Raw genomic sequence first — 13,797 nt, forward strand, 5'->3', positions numbered from 1 at the left:
CCATGCGCATCGGACTCCTCGGCACCGGCCCCTGGGCGGAGATCGCCCACGGTCCCGCCCTCGCCGCCCACCCCGACGTCGAGTTCACCGGGCTCTGGGGCCGCCGCCCCGAGGCGGCGGCCGCGCTCGCCGCCACCCTCGGCACCCGCGCCTACGCCGACGCGGACGAGCTCATCGCCGACGTGGACGCCGTCGCCATCGCCCTGCCCCCGGACGTACAGGCCCCGCTGGCCGTACGCGCCGCCGAGGCCGGACGGCACCTGCTGCTCGACAAGCCGGTCGCGACGACCGTGGCGGACGCCCGGCGCGTCGCCGACGCCGCCGAGGCCGCCGGGGTCGCGTCGGTGGTCTTCTTCACCCTCCGCTTCGACGCCGCCAGCTCCGCCTGGGTCGAGGAACAGGCCGCCGTCGACGGCTGGTTCACCGCCCGGGTGGAGTGGCTCGGCGCGGTGTTCACCTCCGGGGACAGCCCTTTCGCGGCGTCGCCCTGGCGGCGCGAGAAGGGCGCGCTGTGGGACGTCGGTCCGCACGCCCTGTCCGTGCTGCTCCCGGTCCTCGGGGACGTCACCGCGCTCACCGCAGTCCAGGGCCCGGGCGACACCGTCCATCTGGTGCTGCGGCACGACACCGGCGCCTCCAGCACGGCGGCGCTGAGCCTCACCACCCCTCCGGCCGCCGCGGGCATGACCGTCGAGCTGCGCGGCACCTCCGGCGTCGCCTCGCTCCCCGGCCGCGCCGACGGGCCCGGGCCGGCCTTCGGCAATGCCATAGACGCCCTGCTCACGGCCGTGCGCACCGGTGACCCCCACCCCTGCGACGCCCGCTTCGCGGCGCGCGTGACCGAGCTGCTGGCCTCGGCCGACGTCATGTGACGCGCCGTCAGGGCTCTGCGCCCGGTGGGCGACTTGCGCAGTGCCCGTCGTTTCGGGCTCGGCAGCGGACGGGTGGTCCATCGAGGTCCTCAACGCCGGCACCACCGTGCCCCCGCCGCGGCATGGCCTGGCGCGGACGCGCCGACGCTCGTGGAATCCGCGGTGACCGAGCGGGCACTGGCGTGGGAATGGCATACGCGACGGCGGGGCGTCGTCTTCGTGCGGCGCGACGGTGGAGGGTCCGTGGCTGCTGCACATCAGAGCCTCGAAGCCGTCGAGAACGGATGGCCGATAGCTCCCGCCCGGGCGTCCTGACCCGCGCTGCCGGGCGGTGAGAGCAGCCCCGTCCTCCCGGCGGGGACCGAAGCGCGGGAGCGGAAGCAGGGCGGTGACGGCGCGTACGTCGGCGCCGAGCGCCGCGGGGAACGCGGCCTCCAGGGGCGGCCGCTTGAGGCTGTTGATCAGGCTGGCGAGCGCGACCTTCGGCGGGTAGTGCACGAGCAGGTGGACGTGGTCAGCCTCGCCGTTGAACTCCTTCAGTTCCGCTCCGAAGTCCTCGCAGACCTTGCGCATGACCTCTTCGCAGCTCGTCAGCATCTCGTCGTCGAGGACGCCGCGCCGGTACTTGGTGACAAAGACCAAGTGCGTAAACGACCGTTCGACCCCTGCGAATATCGGGAACCGGCGGGTAACCGAGCGGGGCGGGCGGGCGGCCCGGCTGCCGCTTTCCTCCGGAACCGGCCGCCGTACCGTCCGCCCCTCGGGACGGGCGCGCGGCCGGGCCTGCCCGGCTGACCGGCGACTACGCGCTGATGACGTTCGTGCCGAGCAGGCCGAAGAGGAGCACGCCGATCACCAGCCGGTAGACGATGAAGGCGTTGAACGAGTGCTTGGCGACGAACTTCAGCAACCAGGCGATCGACGCGTAGGCGACGACGAAGGAGACGGCCGTCCCGACGACGAGCGGCGCCGTGTCCACCCCGGCGCCCAGCGCGTCCTTGAGCTCGTACAGGCCGGCGCCGGTCAGCGCGGGGATGCCCAGGAAGAAGGAGAGCCGCGTGGCGGCGACCCGGTCCAGGTCGAGGATGAGCGCGGTAGACATCGTCGCGCCGGAACGGGAGAAGCCGGGGAAGAGGAGGGCGAGGATCTGCGAGGAGCCGACGAGCATCGCGTCCTTGAACGTCGTGTCGTCCTCCCCGCGCTTGTGGCGGCCCATCTGGTCGGCCGCCCACATCACGCCGCTGCCGACGATCAGCGAGCCCGCGACCACCCACAGCGAGGCCAGCGGCCCCTCGATGAGCGGCTTGGCCGCAAGACCCACGATCACGATCGGGATCGTCGCGAAGATCACCCACCAGCCGAACTTGTAGTCGTGGTGGTAGCGCTCCTCGCGGTTGACGAGGCCGGTGAACCACGCCTTGCAGATCCGGACGATGTCCTTGAAGAAGTAGACCAGCACGGCGGCGATCGCGCCGGACTGGATGACCGCGGAGAAGGCGACGACCGCCTTGTCGTCCACCGGGATGCCCATCAGGCCCTCGGTGATCTTCAGGTGGCCGGTGGACGAGATCGGGAGGAACTCGGTGACCCCCTCCACAACGCCGAGCACAGCTGCCTGACCGATACTGATGGCGCTCATGTGACCCATCTCTGCGGAGTACGTGGCATGCCCGGGCCTGCACCGGCCGGAGCCCTACGGAGTGTAAGAGAAGTTCCGCGCGCCCGGCGAACCAGGTCCCGTCCCGGCCGCATGCCCCGGCGGGCGGCGCCCCCCTGAACGGCGCGGTGGGGCGGTGGCATGCTCCAACGCCGTGTCGCGTATGTCACATTCCTGGCATTACACGGTAATCGGACGTGGTGGACGCCTTTGGGAAGGCACGGCACGCCACTCGGCGGGCGGTGGCGCGGCCGTGTGCGAGCGCCTCCGCGGGCGGACGGCGGAGGCGTCGCACGTCCCTTGTGCGCACGGGCGGGAGGGCCGCCCGACCCGGCGGTCGTAGGCGATACTGGCGGCCGCACGCCGGTGGAGGAGCCTTCCTTGTCCATGATCAGCAATCTCCGCAAAGCCGTCCGCCTCACCCACATACGCCGACCGCGTGTGGACCTCAGCCATCCGGCGCGTTCCCCGCTGGGCAGCGCGGTGGTGAACTGCGTGCTCTACGCGGACGGAGTGCGGCAGGACGACTGCGCCGCCCACGAGGCGATCGCCCGGGTCCGCAAGTCCGGCCGGGGCTTCGTGTGGATCGGGCTGCACGAGCCGTCCGAGGCGGAGTTCGCCGGTGTCGCGGAGCTCTTCGGGCTCCACCCGCTCGCCGTCGAGGACGCCGTGCACGCGCATCAGCGGCCCAAGCTGGAGCTCTACGGCGACACCCTGTTCACCGTGTTCAAGACCGCCCGCTACGTCGAGCACGACCGGCTCACCGCCACCAGCGAGGTCGTGGACACCGGCGACCTCATGGTCTTCACCGGGCACGACTTCGTCATCACGGTACGGCACGGCGGCCACGGTTCCCTCGGCCCGCTCCGGGAGGGCCTGGAGACCGTTCCCGATCAGCTGGCCAAGGGGCCGGCCGCCGTCCTGCACGCCATCGCCGACCACGTCGTCGACGAGTACCTCGCCGTCACCTCCGCGGTGCAAGCCGACATCGAGCAGGTCGAGACGGACGTCTTCGCCGACCACGGCGGCCGCGGTTCCGACGTCGGCCGGATCTACCAGCTCAAGCGCGAACTGCTGGAGCTCAAGCGGGCCGTGGCCCCGCTCGGCCGCCCCCTCCAGCGGCTGGCCGAGGACCGGCTGCCCGGCGTCGACGCCGACCTGCGGACCTACTTCCGCGACGCCGCCGACCACCTCGCCCGCGCCACCGAGCAGGTCAACGCCTTCGACGAGCTGCTCAACTCGATACTCCAGGCCAACATCGCGCAGGTGACCATGGCCCAGAACGAGGACATGCGCAAGATCAGCGCGTGGGTCGCCGTCCTCGCCGTCCCCACCATGATCTGCGGCCTGTACGGCATGAACTTCGAGCACATGCCGGAACTGCGCTGGACCTACGGCTATCCGCTCGCGCTGGGCGTCATGGCCGTCATCTGCTTCGCCATCCACCGCGGATTCCGGCGCAACGGCTGGTTGTGAGCGGCGCCGTATGGCACAGTGCCCGGCGTGAGCACTCCGACCAGCCGCGATGCCGCCGTCGAGCGGGCCGACGCGAGCCGCTTCCGCCGGCTCGTCAGGGGCTGGTGGGCGCGCTGACCGGCGCAGGCGGCCCGGGACCGTTCTTCGCCGTACGCACCGGGCCGGGGCAGCCGCACGCGGAGGGCTTCGTGCCGCTCGCGGAGGTCTACGCGCAGCGGCCCTCGCCCGCCCTCACCGGACGGGTGGCGGCGGTGGGGCGACGGCTCGGCACCCCGGAGCCCCGCGTCGCCGCCTCGCTGGCCCAGCAGGGCCTGGCCGCGCGGCTGTGGTCGGTCGCGCTCGGCCCGGCGGCGCTGACCGGCCGCATGCCGGACCTGTCCGGCGGCCGCCTGTGGTGGCATCCCGGCCGCTCCACCCCGGACGAGCTCTGGCTGCCGGACGACGCCCCGGAGGTGCCCGCCGGCCGGCTGCGCGAGGACGTGCTCCTGGGACACCTGCTGCCCCTGTGCGAGGCCGTGCACGCGGTGTCGGGCGTCGCACCGGGATTGCTGTGGGGCAACGCCGCTTCGGCTCTCGCCGGTACCTTGCGTGTGCTGCACGCGTGGTGTCTGGGGGAGGGCGAGCGGCCCGGGGAGGCCGGCCGTGCCGTCGCGCTGGTCGGGGAGCTGATGGCGGACCCGCTGCTGCGGGACGCGGGCGGCCTCCGGGTCGGCGGGCCTGGCGCGCCCGCCTACACGCGGCGAAGCTGCTGCCTGTACTACCGGGTGCCCGGCGGCGGGTTGTGCGGGGACTGCGCGCTGCGCTGACCGCGGGGCCGGCCCGCGCCCCCGCACTCCCCCCGGACCAGGAACTATCCCCTTCGCCACCGCAGTTGACGATATGAAAGGCTGGCGTCAGCGGTGCCGGGCCGAGCCCCGGACGGCCGCCGAGAGGAGCGCAGCGTGATGGAGAACGGCTTCAGCGCCGAGGAGATCGACACCGGCAGGCCGCACCCCGCGCGGATCTACGACTACCTGCTGGGCGGCAAGGACAACTACGCGGTGGACCGCAAGGCCGCCGACGCGCTCGCCGTCGCGGCGCCCGAGGTGAGGATCGGCGTCCGCGCCAACCGGGCCTTCCTGCGCCGCGCCGTCCGCCACGTGGTCGGCAGCGGCGTCCGCCAGATCCTCGACGTCGGCACCGGCCTGCCCACGTCGCCCAACGTGCACGAGACCGCACAGGAAGTGGCGCCGGACGTCCGGATCGCGTACGTCGACAACGACCCGATCGTGAACGCCCACGCCAACGCCCTGCTCGGCCGCTCGGGCGCCACCAGCGTCGTGCTCGCCGATCTGCGCGATCCGCGGGCCGTCCTGGACCACCCCGACGTCCGCCGGGTCATCGACTTCGGCGAACCGGTCGCCCTGCTCCTCGTCGCGGTCCTCCACTTCCTCACCGACGAGGAGAAGCCCGCGGAGGTGATCGCCACCCTGCGCGACGCGCTCCCGGCCGGCAGCTACCTGGTGCTCTCGCACGCCACAGGCGACTTCGCCGACCGCAGCGACGCGCAGGCCGTCTACAACAACGCCACCGCCACCCTGAACCTGCGCACCCGAGCCGAGGTCGAGCGGTTCTTCGACGGCTTCGCACTCGAGGAGCCGGGACTCGTCCAGGTCCCCTTCTGGCGCCCCGAAGCCCCGCTTCCGCCGCGCTCCGGTGACATCGGCTTCTACGGCGGCGTGGCCCGTCTGGCCTGACGGGCGGCGCCCCTCAGGGGGGCCGCTCCAGCCGGCCCCTGAGGACCCGGGCCCTGGCCTGCTGGACGGCCCCGGCCTGGGCGGCGGCGAAGCGCAGCAGGCCGGGGGGTGTGCGCAGGCGCAGGGTGTCGGTGACGAGGCTGCCGGCGCCGTCGCGGTCGATGGCGAAGCGGTAGCCCATGCGCACCCGGGCGGGGCTGCGCACCTCGCCGCAGATCTCCGCGGCGTCCGGCAGCCGGTCCGGAACGACGACGAGCGTGACGTCGATGACGTTGTCGTGGCGCAGCAGGCCCAGGAACCTGAACCGCTCCACGGCGGTGTAGCGCACTCCACCGGCCTCTGGCCGCACATCGCGTACGTCGACCAGGAGCGGCGACAGCCCGATGTAGTGCGCGGGCTCGGCCAGGTGCGTGAAGACCTCCTCCGGCGGCGCGGCTATCCGGAAGGTGTGCTCCAGTACGGCGGACGGCATCGCGGATCCTCCTCGGCACGGCACAGGGCGCGGCGGGCACGGGCAGGGGCACGGACGGCACAGCACCGCGATCCTCCCACCCCCCGCGCCGTACGCGCCCCGGACGGCGGAAAGCCGTCGGCCGCGCCCTTCCCGGGAGGAAGGACACGGCCGACGGCCCACGCACAGCCCGGCCCGGGGGAGCGGAAGTCCACGTCCCCGGGGGCGGTATCACACGTCGAAGTAGAGCTCGAACTCGTGCGGGTGCGGGCGCAGCGCGATCGGGGCGATCTCGTTGGTCCGCTTGTAGTCGATCCAGGTCTCGATCAGGTCGGAGGTGAAGACACCGCCCTGGAGGAGGAACTCGTGGTCGGCCTCGAGGGACTCCAGGACCGCCGACAGCGAGGTCGGGACCTGCGGGACGCCCGCGTGCTCCTCGGGGGCGAGCTCGTAGAGGTCCTTGTCGACGGGCTCGGCCGGCTCGATCTTGTTCTTGATGCCGTCGAGGCCGGCCAGCAGCAGCGCCGAGAAGGCCAGGTACGGGTTGCCGGAGGAGTCCGGGGCGCGGAACTCGATGCGCTTGGCCTTGGGGTTCGCACCCGTGATCGGGATGCGGATGGCGGCGGAGCGGTTGCGCTGCGAGTAGACCAGGTTGACCGGGGCCTCGAAGCCGGGGACCAGGCGGTGGTAGGAGTTCACCGTCGGGTTGGTGAAGGCCAGCAGCGCCGGGGCGTGCTTGAGGATGCCGCCGATGTAGTAGCGGGCGGTGTCGGACAGGCCCGCGTAGCCCTGCTCGTCGTAGAAGAGCGGGTCACCGGCGGACCACAGGGACTGGTGGACGTGCATGCCGGAGCCGTTGTCGCCGAAGATCGGCTTGGGCATGAAGGTCGCGGTCTTGCCGGCGCGCCAGGCGACGTTCTTCACGATGTACTTGAAGAGCATCAGGTCGTCGGCCGCGGCGAGCAGCGTGTTGAACTTGTAGTTGATCTCGGCCTGGCCGGCGGTGCCCACCTCGTGGTGCTGGCGCTCGACCTGCAGGCCGGACTTGATCAGCTCCAGGGTGATCTCGGCGCGCAGGTCGGCGAAGTGGTCGACCGGCGGGACGGGGAAGTAGCCGCCCTTGTACTTGACCTTGTAGCCGCGGTTGTCCTGCTCCGCACCGCTGTTCCAGGCGCCGGCCTCGGAGTCGATGTGGTAGAAGGACTGGTTCGCGCTGGTCTCGAAGCGGGCGCTGTCGAAGACGTAGAACTCGGCCTCGGGGCCGAAGTACGCGGTGTCGGCGATGCCGGAGGAGGCGAGGTAGGCCTCGGCCTTCTTCGCCACGTTCCGCGGGTCACGGCTGTACTGCTCGCCGGTGATCGGGTCGTGGATGAAGAAGTTGACGTTGAGCGTGGAGTCCTTGCGGAACGGGTCCAGCTTGGCCGTGGAGAGGTCCGGCACCAGGGCCATGTCGGACTCGTGGATGGCCTGGAAGCCGCGGATCGAGGACCCGTCGAACATCAGCTGCTCGTCCGGGTCGAAGGACTCGACGGGGACGGTGAAGTGCTGCATCACACCGGGCAGGTCGCAGAACCGGACGTCCACGAACTTGACGTCGTTGTCCGAGATGAACTTCTTCACCTCGTCGGCGTTTTGGAACGACATCCAACTCCTCCTTGGCCCGGCCCCGGGAGGCCGGATTGCAGCTCATGGGTGCGACCAGTGCGGTGGCGCACGTTCTACCGACCCTACGGATCGGGCATTTCCCTCTCGTGACCCGACTGTTTCCTGCAGGTTAACCGAGCCGGTGCGCGGGTGACGGGTCGGACGCGGGCGTCCCGGCGCGGCGGGTTACGGTGGTGCCGTGGACAACAGGGATGTCATCGGATCGTGGATCGAGGGCCCGAAGGCCGCCGCGGAGCGGATGGGCGTCGACTTCGGCTACCGCGGGAAGCGCCTCGGACTGCCGGAGCACGGCCCCGGTTCGATCGCCCCGGTCGGGCGGCGCGTCGGCGCCCTCTTCATCGACTGGGGCCTGTGCGCGCTGATCGCATACGGGCTGATCGCGCACCGTGACGCCGCCGCGGCCAACCCGTGGACCACGGTGGTCTTCGGCGTCATGAGCGTGCTGCTGCTGGGCACCGTCGGCACCACCCCCGGCAAGCGCCTGCTGGGGCTGCGGGTGGTGCGGCAGGACGGCGGGCGGCTCGGCCTCGGCGCGGCGGTGCTGCGGACGCTGCTGCTCCTGCTGGTCGTCCCCGCGGTGGTCTGGGACCGCGACACCCGCGGCATGCACGACCGGGCCGTGAAGGCGGTCCAGGTCCGGATGTGACCGCGCCGCGACGCGTCGCCCAGAAGACGGGAGTGCCCCGGACGAGTCGGTCGTCCGGGGCACTTCGTGTTCCGTTCGTATGTGATCAGCGACAGCGATCAGCGATCAGCGGCCCTTCGGCATGCGCATGCCCTTGGGGAGCGGGCCCTTCGGCACCGGCATGTTGCTCATCAGGTCGCCGAGCGCCCGGAGCCGGTCGTTGACCTCGGTGACCTTGGGGCCGGGCAGGACCCGGGGCAGCTTCATCAGTGTGGTGCGGATCTTCTTCAGGGGCACTTCGCCCTCGCCGTTGCCCACGATGAAGTCGGTGACCGGGACGTCGACGACGATGCGCGCCATCTTCTTCTTCTCCGAGGCCAGCAGGCCCCTCAAGCGGTTCGGGTTGCCCTCGCCCACCAGGACGATGCCGGCCTTGCCGACCGCGCGGTGCACGACGTCCTGGCTCCGGGTCATCGCGACCGCCGGGGTCACCGACCAGCCGCGGCCGACGTTGTCCAGCACCGCGGCTGCGGCGCCGGGCTGTCCGTCGAGCTGGCCGAACGCGGCCTTCTCGGCACGCCGTCCGAAGACCACCGCCATCGCCAGCAGGGCCAGCAGAAAGCCCAGGATGCCCGCGTAGATCTCGTGACCGATCAAGAAGCCGATGGCGAGGATGACACCGAAGGTGACGATTCCCACAGCCGCAAGGACGAGACCGACCTTGGAGTCGACCCGCTTGGTCATCTTGTAGGTCTGGGCGATCTGCTTCAGGCGCCCAGGGTTGCTCTCGGATGTATCCCTCGCCATGCCGCACAGGATACGTGCCCCAGGCTCCCAGGGCCCCACCGGAGGGGGTCCGCTCCGCGCCCGGGGGTGGCGCCGCGGTACTTCGCGGACGTCCGGGGCGTCGGGGACGTCCCCGGAAGGCTCTCTACAAGACGTCGCCGCGCGGGGTCCTCGAGGCCACCAGGGCGTCCATCACGTGCTGGGCCTCGCGGCGGTCCTTGGCGCGCTTGCGGTCCTCCAGCACCGCGGACCAGGCGTTGCGGCGGGCCGTCTCCTCGGCGCGGCGGAACAGCAGGTGCTCCACGGCGCGCAGCGCGCCGGCGGCGGCGCCGGGAAGGGTGCTCTGGCGGTGGAGGTGTGCGGCCTGCATGGTGGTGTCCCCCTCAGGACGGCTCAGACGCGGTCGGATGGTCCGCTTATCCAGAGTCACCACATTGTGTTACCAGCCAGTGACCGGTCGGTCAAACCGTCGTGAAGCCCCGGCGGTGGCTGCGGGCGGTCGCCGGGCGAGCGCCGCACGTCAGAAACACGTCGAGGGCCTTGAGAAGGCCCCCGACGTGACGAACCGCACGTTGCCGGCGGCGAGTTGGAGATCAGCGCAGCGTGATCAGACCGCCTGCGCGGCGACGATCTCGCCGCGCTCGCCGCGGCGCTCGACGGCCTGCTGGAAGAGCCGGCCGGCCCGGTACGAGGAGCGCACGAGCGGGCCCGACATGACGCCGGCGAAGCCGATCTCCTCGGCCTCCTCCTTCAGCTCCACGAACTCCTGGGGCTTCACCCAGCGCTCCACCGGGTGGTGCCGCAGGCTCGGGCGCAGGTACTGGGTGATGGTGATGAGCTCGCAGCCCGCGTCGTGCAGGTCCTGCAGCGCCTGGCTGATCTCCGCGCGCTCCTCGCCCATCCCGAGGATGAGGTTGGACTTGGTCACCAGACCCGCCTCGCGCGCCTTGGTGATGACCTCCAGGGAGCGCTCGTAGCGGAAGCCCGGTCGGATCCGCCGGAAGATCCGCGGCACGGTCTCCACGTTGTGGGCCAGCACCTCGGGACGGGCGCCGAAGACCTCGGCGAGCTGCTCGGGGACCGCGTTGAAGTCGGGGATCAGCAGCTCGACCTTGGTGCGGCCGGCGGCCCGGTCGGCGGTCATGGCGTGGATCTGCCGCACGGTCTCGGCGTACAGCCAGGCGCCGCCGTCCTCGAGGTCGTCGCGGGCGACGCCGGTGATGGTGGCGTAGTTCAGGTCCATGGTGACGACGGACTCGCCCACGCGGCGCGGCTCGTCACGGTCGAGGGCCTGCGGCTTGCCGGTGTCGATCTGGCAGAAGTCGCAGCGCCGGGTGCACTGGTCGCCGCCGATGAGGAAGGTGGCCTCTCGGTCCTCCCAGCACTCGAAGATGTTGGGGCAGCCCGCCTCCTGGCAGACCGTGTGCAGGCCCTCGCGCTTCACCAGGCCGTGCAGCTCGGTGTACTCCGGACCCATCTTGGCCCGGGTCTTGATCCACTCGGGCTTGCGCTCGATGGGGGTCTGGCTGTTGCGGACCTCCAGACGCAGCATCTTGCGGCCTTCAGGCGCGACAGCGGACACGTCCGACTCCCTCTCGAGGCTTCGTTTCCTTGGTGAACATCAGCGTACGCCTGTGGATTCCTGGACGACCCTCGGGAGCGGCTTGGCCGACTCCAGGACCAGCCGCAGGTGCTTCTCCACCACCGGGACCACCTCGGCGACGGAGACCTCGCGGCCGAGCTCGTTGCTGAGCGAGGCCACGCCGGCGTCCCGGATGCCGCACGGCACGATCCGGTCGAACCAGGTGTTGTCGGGGTTCACGTTCAGCGCGAAGCCGTGCATCGTCACGCCCTTCGCGACGCGGATGCCGATCGCGGCGAGCTTGCGGTCCTCGCGGCGCTGGCCGGCGTTGGACGGGGCGTACTCGGGGCCCGAGAGGCGGGGGTCGAACTCCGGGTCCTGCAGCCGCGGGTCGAAGTCCAGCGTCAGCCCCGGGATCACCGGCGGCCGGTCCTCGACCGGGTCGCCCAGCACCCACACGCCGCTGCGGCCCTCCACCCGCGTGGTCTCCAGGCCGAACTCGGCGCACGCGTTGATCAGCGCCTCCTCCAGCCGGCGCACATGGGCCACCACGTCCACCGGTCGCGGCAGCTTCAGGATCGGGTAGCCGACCAGCTGGCCCGGCCCGTGCCAGGTGATCTTCCCGCCGCGGTCCACGTCCACCACAGGGGTGCCGTCCAGCGGGCGCTCGCTGTCCTCGGTGCGGCGGCCCGCGGTGTAGACGGGCGGGTGTTCCAGCAGCAGGCACGTGTCGGGGATCTCGTCGGCGAAGCGCGCGGCGTGCACGCGGCGCTGCTCCTCCCACGCCTCCCGGTACTCCACCGCGTCCTCGCCGAAGCCCAGGTGGACGAAGCGCAGGTCACTCACGGCCGCTCCCTTTGTGGTCCTTTGCGGCGCCCCACCACGCGTCTAGGGCGCCTCAGCAACTGTACGTCGGGCGGGGTGGCGTCCTGCACGCGGCCGGGTGACCTAGCAGCAGGGCGGAGGAGAGGGGAAGCGTTCCGCCGATATACGGGTGCAGGTTCACCCGATGCGGGGAATGCGGAGCGCTCGTGCGGGGAGCGAGTCGATACAGAACGTTACATTCACGCCGTTCTGCGGACGGGCCGCGAGCTGCGGGCGGCGCACGCCCGGATGTCCGCGACGCCGCGCCTGAACGCGACCGCCCGCACACCCGCACGCCCGGAAGGCAGGGGACCGCACCACTGATGTCCGACCGTTCCTCGCAGCGCCCCCCGAACCGCCGACTTGCCACCCTGATCGCCGAAGCCGGGTTCTCCAACGCCGGGCTCGCCCGCCGGGTGGACCAGCTCGGCGTCGAGCACGGCCTGGACCTGCGGTACGACAAGACCTCCGTCACCCGGTGGCTGCGCGGCCAGCAGCCCCGCGGCACGACGCCCGCCCTCATCGCCGAGGTCTTCACCCGGCGGCTCGGCCGGCGGCTGTCCGCCCACGACCTCGGCCTCGACGCGGTCGCGCCCGTCTACGCGGGTCTGGAGTACGCCTCCACGCCCGAGGAGGCCGTGGAGATCGCCTCCGGGCTGTGGCGCAAGGACACGGGCAACCAGGCCGACCTGCGCAAGATCGCGTTCACCCCCGCGGGACTGGTCGTGCCCAGCCGCGACTGGCTGATCGGTCGGGCGGACGACCGGGTGGGGCGCGGGCCCGAGCCGGGGGCCGTGCCGGCCGGCGGGCCGGGCCCGGGGAACGGATGCGGTCCGGGGGCGGCGCGGCTGCCGGCGCAGCGCGCGGGCGGCGCCTTACACGGGGCGCCCGCGCAGGCCGCGGCCGCCGCGCCTGTGGCGTCCGCGGGGCCAGGGGGCGGCGGACAGCGGGTGGGCACGGGGGACATCGCCGCCCTGCGGACCGTCGGCGAGCTCTTCCGCACCCTGGACAACGCCTATGGCGGCGGCCACGCGAGGCAGGCCCTCGTCCGCTACCTGGAGCACGAGGCCGAACCCATGCTGCGCGGCAGCTACGGCGAGACCACCGGCCGCCGCCTCTTCGCAGCGGTCGCCGACCTCACCCGGCTCGCGGGATGGACCTCGTACGACATCGGCGCCCACGGGCTCGCCCAGCGCTACTTCGTGCAGGCCCTGAGACTCGCGCAGGCCGCCGGGGACCGGGTCTACGGCGGGTACGTCCTGATCACCATGAGCCGCCAGGCGGTCTATCTCGGGCACGGCCGCGAGGCCGTCCAACTGGCCCGGGTCGCCCAGCAGGGCGTCGGAAGCGGTGCCTCGCCGGCCGTACAGGCGCTCTTCCACGCGGCGGAGGCGCGCGGGCACGGACTGCTCGGCGACGTCCGGGCCTGCACGGCGGCACTGGTGCGGGCCGAACGCGCCCTGGAGGCGGCCAGGAGCGGCGACGACGTCCCGTCCTGGGCGCGCTTCTTCGACGAGGCCCAACTGGCGGACGAGTTCGGCCACTGCCATCGCGATCTCGGTCAGTACCGCGCGGCCTCCCAGCACGCCGAGCGCTCGCTGCACCTGCGCGGCCACGCGTACGCCCGCAGCCGCGTCTTCTGCCGCACGGTGCTGGCCACCGCGCGGCTCGGCCTCGGCGAGGTCGACGCCGCCTGCGCCCTCGGCGCGGAGGCCATGCAGGCCGCCGTCGAGATGCGCTCGCTCCGCGCCGTCGAGTACGTCCGCGACTTCAGCCGCCGTCTCGACCACCACCGCGACGCCGTCCCGGTCCGCGCCTTCCATGAGCGCGCGGCGGCCCTGGGCGTCCCCGTGGGGTGACGTCCCGGGAGTCGCAGGCGATCAGGTGGTCGCGCTCGTGGGTGGGTGCGGATCCGTCTCGCGTCCTTCAGGGCGCGAAGACGCGGGTTGTGGACGGGGCGGTTGGGACAGCTCTCCCCCGGTGTGTGCGGACGGGTGCGTGGCGGGGGTTCAGGCTCCGGAGCGGGTGCCTTCCGGTGCCGGAACCCTTGCCGCCCACCAACCCGCGTGTCGGAGCCGACCCC

General features: G+C 72.2%; 13 protein-coding genes and 1 pseudogene. 6 read left to right on the forward strand and 8 right to left on the reverse strand.

Annotated features, from left to right (window positions below; all coding sequences use genetic code 11):
* Positions 1-2: 2 nt before the first annotated feature.
* Positions 3-872, forward strand: a complete 870-nt coding sequence (locus tag AC3ET4_RS05120) for a Gfo/Idh/MocA family protein (RefSeq protein ID WP_431946344.1) — start codon at positions 3-5, stop codon at positions 870-872.
* A gap of 447 nt (positions 873-1,319) precedes the next feature.
* Here the strand turns inward: AC3ET4_RS05120 and tnpA are convergent.
* Together tnpA and AC3ET4_RS05130 are read right to left on the reverse strand one after the other, a co-directional pair.
* Positions 1,320-1,545 (reverse strand): annotated as a pseudogene (gene tnpA, locus AC3ET4_RS05125) (IS200/IS605 family transposase); the annotation flags it as partial.
* Positions 1,546-1,674: 129 nt separating this feature from the next.
* Entirely contained in the window at positions 1,675-2,511 is an 837-nt protein-coding gene (locus AC3ET4_RS05130) for an undecaprenyl-diphosphate phosphatase (protein WP_431946346.1), read from the reverse strand.
* 405 nt (positions 2,512-2,916) lie between these two features.
* Between AC3ET4_RS05130 and AC3ET4_RS05135 the strand changes: the two genes are divergently transcribed.
* The 3 genes from AC3ET4_RS05135 to AC3ET4_RS05145 all read left to right on the forward strand — a co-directional run bounded on the left by AC3ET4_RS05135 (position 2,917) and on the right by AC3ET4_RS05145 (position 5,741).
* Positions 2,917-4,005, forward strand: a complete 1,089-nt coding sequence (locus tag AC3ET4_RS05135) for a magnesium and cobalt transport protein CorA (RefSeq protein WP_431946348.1) — start codon at positions 2,917-2,919, stop codon at positions 4,003-4,005.
* 104 nt (positions 4,006-4,109) lie between these two features.
* Positions 4,110-4,811: a (2Fe-2S)-binding protein gene (locus tag AC3ET4_RS05140; protein ID WP_431946350.1), complete on the forward strand. Its 702-nt coding sequence runs from the start codon at positions 4,110-4,112 to the stop codon at positions 4,809-4,811.
* Positions 4,812-4,949: 138 nt separating this feature from the next.
* Entirely contained in the window at positions 4,950-5,741 is a 792-nt protein-coding gene (locus tag AC3ET4_RS05145) for an SAM-dependent methyltransferase (RefSeq protein WP_431946463.1), read from the forward strand.
* A gap of 13 nt (positions 5,742-5,754) precedes the next feature.
* On the opposite strand, the gene AC3ET4_RS05150 is transcribed toward AC3ET4_RS05145, so the two are convergent.
* Both AC3ET4_RS05150 and glnA read right to left on the reverse strand, forming a co-directional pair.
* The gene (locus AC3ET4_RS05150; protein WP_431946352.1) at positions 5,755-6,213 is read right to left on the reverse strand and encodes an SRPBCC family protein; all 459 of its coding nucleotides are present in this window, start codon (positions 6,211-6,213) and stop codon (positions 5,755-5,757) included.
* 210 nt (positions 6,214-6,423) lie between these two features.
* Complete coding sequence (glnA, locus tag AC3ET4_RS05155; protein WP_431946354.1) at positions 6,424-7,836, reverse strand: type I glutamate--ammonia ligase; 1,413 nt, start codon at positions 7,834-7,836, stop codon at positions 6,424-6,426.
* A gap of 199 nt (positions 7,837-8,035) precedes the next feature.
* Here glnA and AC3ET4_RS05160 point away from each other — a divergent pair, with 199 nt between their 5' ends.
* Positions 8,036-8,503 (forward strand): RDD family protein, encoded by a 468-nt coding sequence (locus AC3ET4_RS05160; RefSeq protein WP_431946356.1) that lies wholly within the window; start codon positions 8,036-8,038, stop codon positions 8,501-8,503.
* 105 nt (positions 8,504-8,608) lie between these two features.
* On the opposite strand, the gene AC3ET4_RS05165 is transcribed toward AC3ET4_RS05160, so the two are convergent.
* The 4 genes from AC3ET4_RS05165 to lipB all read right to left on the reverse strand — a co-directional run bounded on the left by AC3ET4_RS05165 (position 8,609) and on the right by lipB (position 11,696).
* Positions 8,609-9,289, reverse strand: coding sequence for a DUF4191 domain-containing protein (locus tag AC3ET4_RS05165; RefSeq protein WP_431946358.1), 681 nt, complete (start codon positions 9,287-9,289; stop codon positions 8,609-8,611).
* Positions 9,290-9,413: 124 nt separating this feature from the next.
* Positions 9,414-9,638 carry an SCO2195 family GlnR-regulated protein gene (locus AC3ET4_RS05170; RefSeq protein WP_431946360.1) on the reverse strand — a complete coding sequence of 75 codons (225 nt, stop codon included), beginning with the start codon at positions 9,636-9,638 and terminating at the stop codon, positions 9,414-9,416.
* A gap of 237 nt (positions 9,639-9,875) precedes the next feature.
* A complete protein-coding gene (gene lipA, locus AC3ET4_RS05175) occupies positions 9,876-10,850 on the reverse strand; it encodes a lipoyl synthase (protein ID WP_431946362.1) in 975 nt (324 codons plus the stop codon).
* A gap of 39 nt (positions 10,851-10,889) precedes the next feature.
* On the reverse strand, positions 10,890-11,696 hold the full coding sequence (gene lipB / locus AC3ET4_RS05180; RefSeq protein ID WP_431946364.1) for a lipoyl(octanoyl) transferase LipB: 807 nt from the start codon (positions 11,694-11,696) through the stop codon (positions 10,890-10,892).
* 341 nt (positions 11,697-12,037) lie between these two features.
* Between lipB and AC3ET4_RS05185 the strand changes: the two genes are divergently transcribed.
* Complete coding sequence (locus AC3ET4_RS05185; RefSeq protein WP_431946366.1) at positions 12,038-13,573, forward strand: NsdA family TPR-like regulatory protein; 1,536 nt, start codon at positions 12,038-12,040, stop codon at positions 13,571-13,573.
* Positions 13,574-13,797 lie beyond the last annotated feature (224 nt).

Source organism: Actinacidiphila sp. bgisy167 (assembly GCF_057707665.1).

What these genes read in the sequence shown, in the direction of transcription:
- AC3ET4_RS05150 (WP_431946352.1), bottom strand. Translation starts at nt 6,213, where the DNA reads ATGCCGTCCGCCGTACTGGAGCACACCTTCCGGATAGCCGCGCCGCCG.
- AC3ET4_RS05135 (WP_431946348.1), top strand. Translation starts at nt 2,917, where the DNA reads ATGATCAGCAATCTCCGCAAAGCCGTCCGCCTCACCCACATACGCCGA.
- AC3ET4_RS05170 (WP_431946360.1), bottom strand. Translation starts at nt 9,638, where the DNA reads ATGCAGGCCGCACACCTCCACCGCCAGAGCACCCTTCCCGGCGCCGCC.
- AC3ET4_RS05130 (WP_431946346.1), bottom strand. Translation starts at nt 2,511, where the DNA reads ATGAGCGCCATCAGTATCGGTCAGGCAGCTGTGCTCGGCGTTGTGGAG.
- AC3ET4_RS05145 (WP_431946463.1), top strand. Translation starts at nt 4,950, where the DNA reads ATGGAGAACGGCTTCAGCGCCGAGGAGATCGACACCGGCAGGCCGCAC.
- AC3ET4_RS05165 (WP_431946358.1), bottom strand. Translation starts at nt 9,289, where the DNA reads ATGGCGAGGGATACATCCGAGAGCAACCCTGGGCGCCTGAAGCAGATC.
- glnA (WP_431946354.1), bottom strand. Translation starts at nt 7,836, where the DNA reads ATGTCGTTCCAAAACGCCGACGAGGTGAAGAAGTTCATCTCGGACAAC.
- AC3ET4_RS05185 (WP_431946366.1), top strand. Translation starts at nt 12,038, where the DNA reads ATGTCCGACCGTTCCTCGCAGCGCCCCCCGAACCGCCGACTTGCCACC.
- AC3ET4_RS05120 (WP_431946344.1), top strand. Translation starts at nt 3, where the DNA reads ATGCGCATCGGACTCCTCGGCACCGGCCCCTGGGCGGAGATCGCCCAC.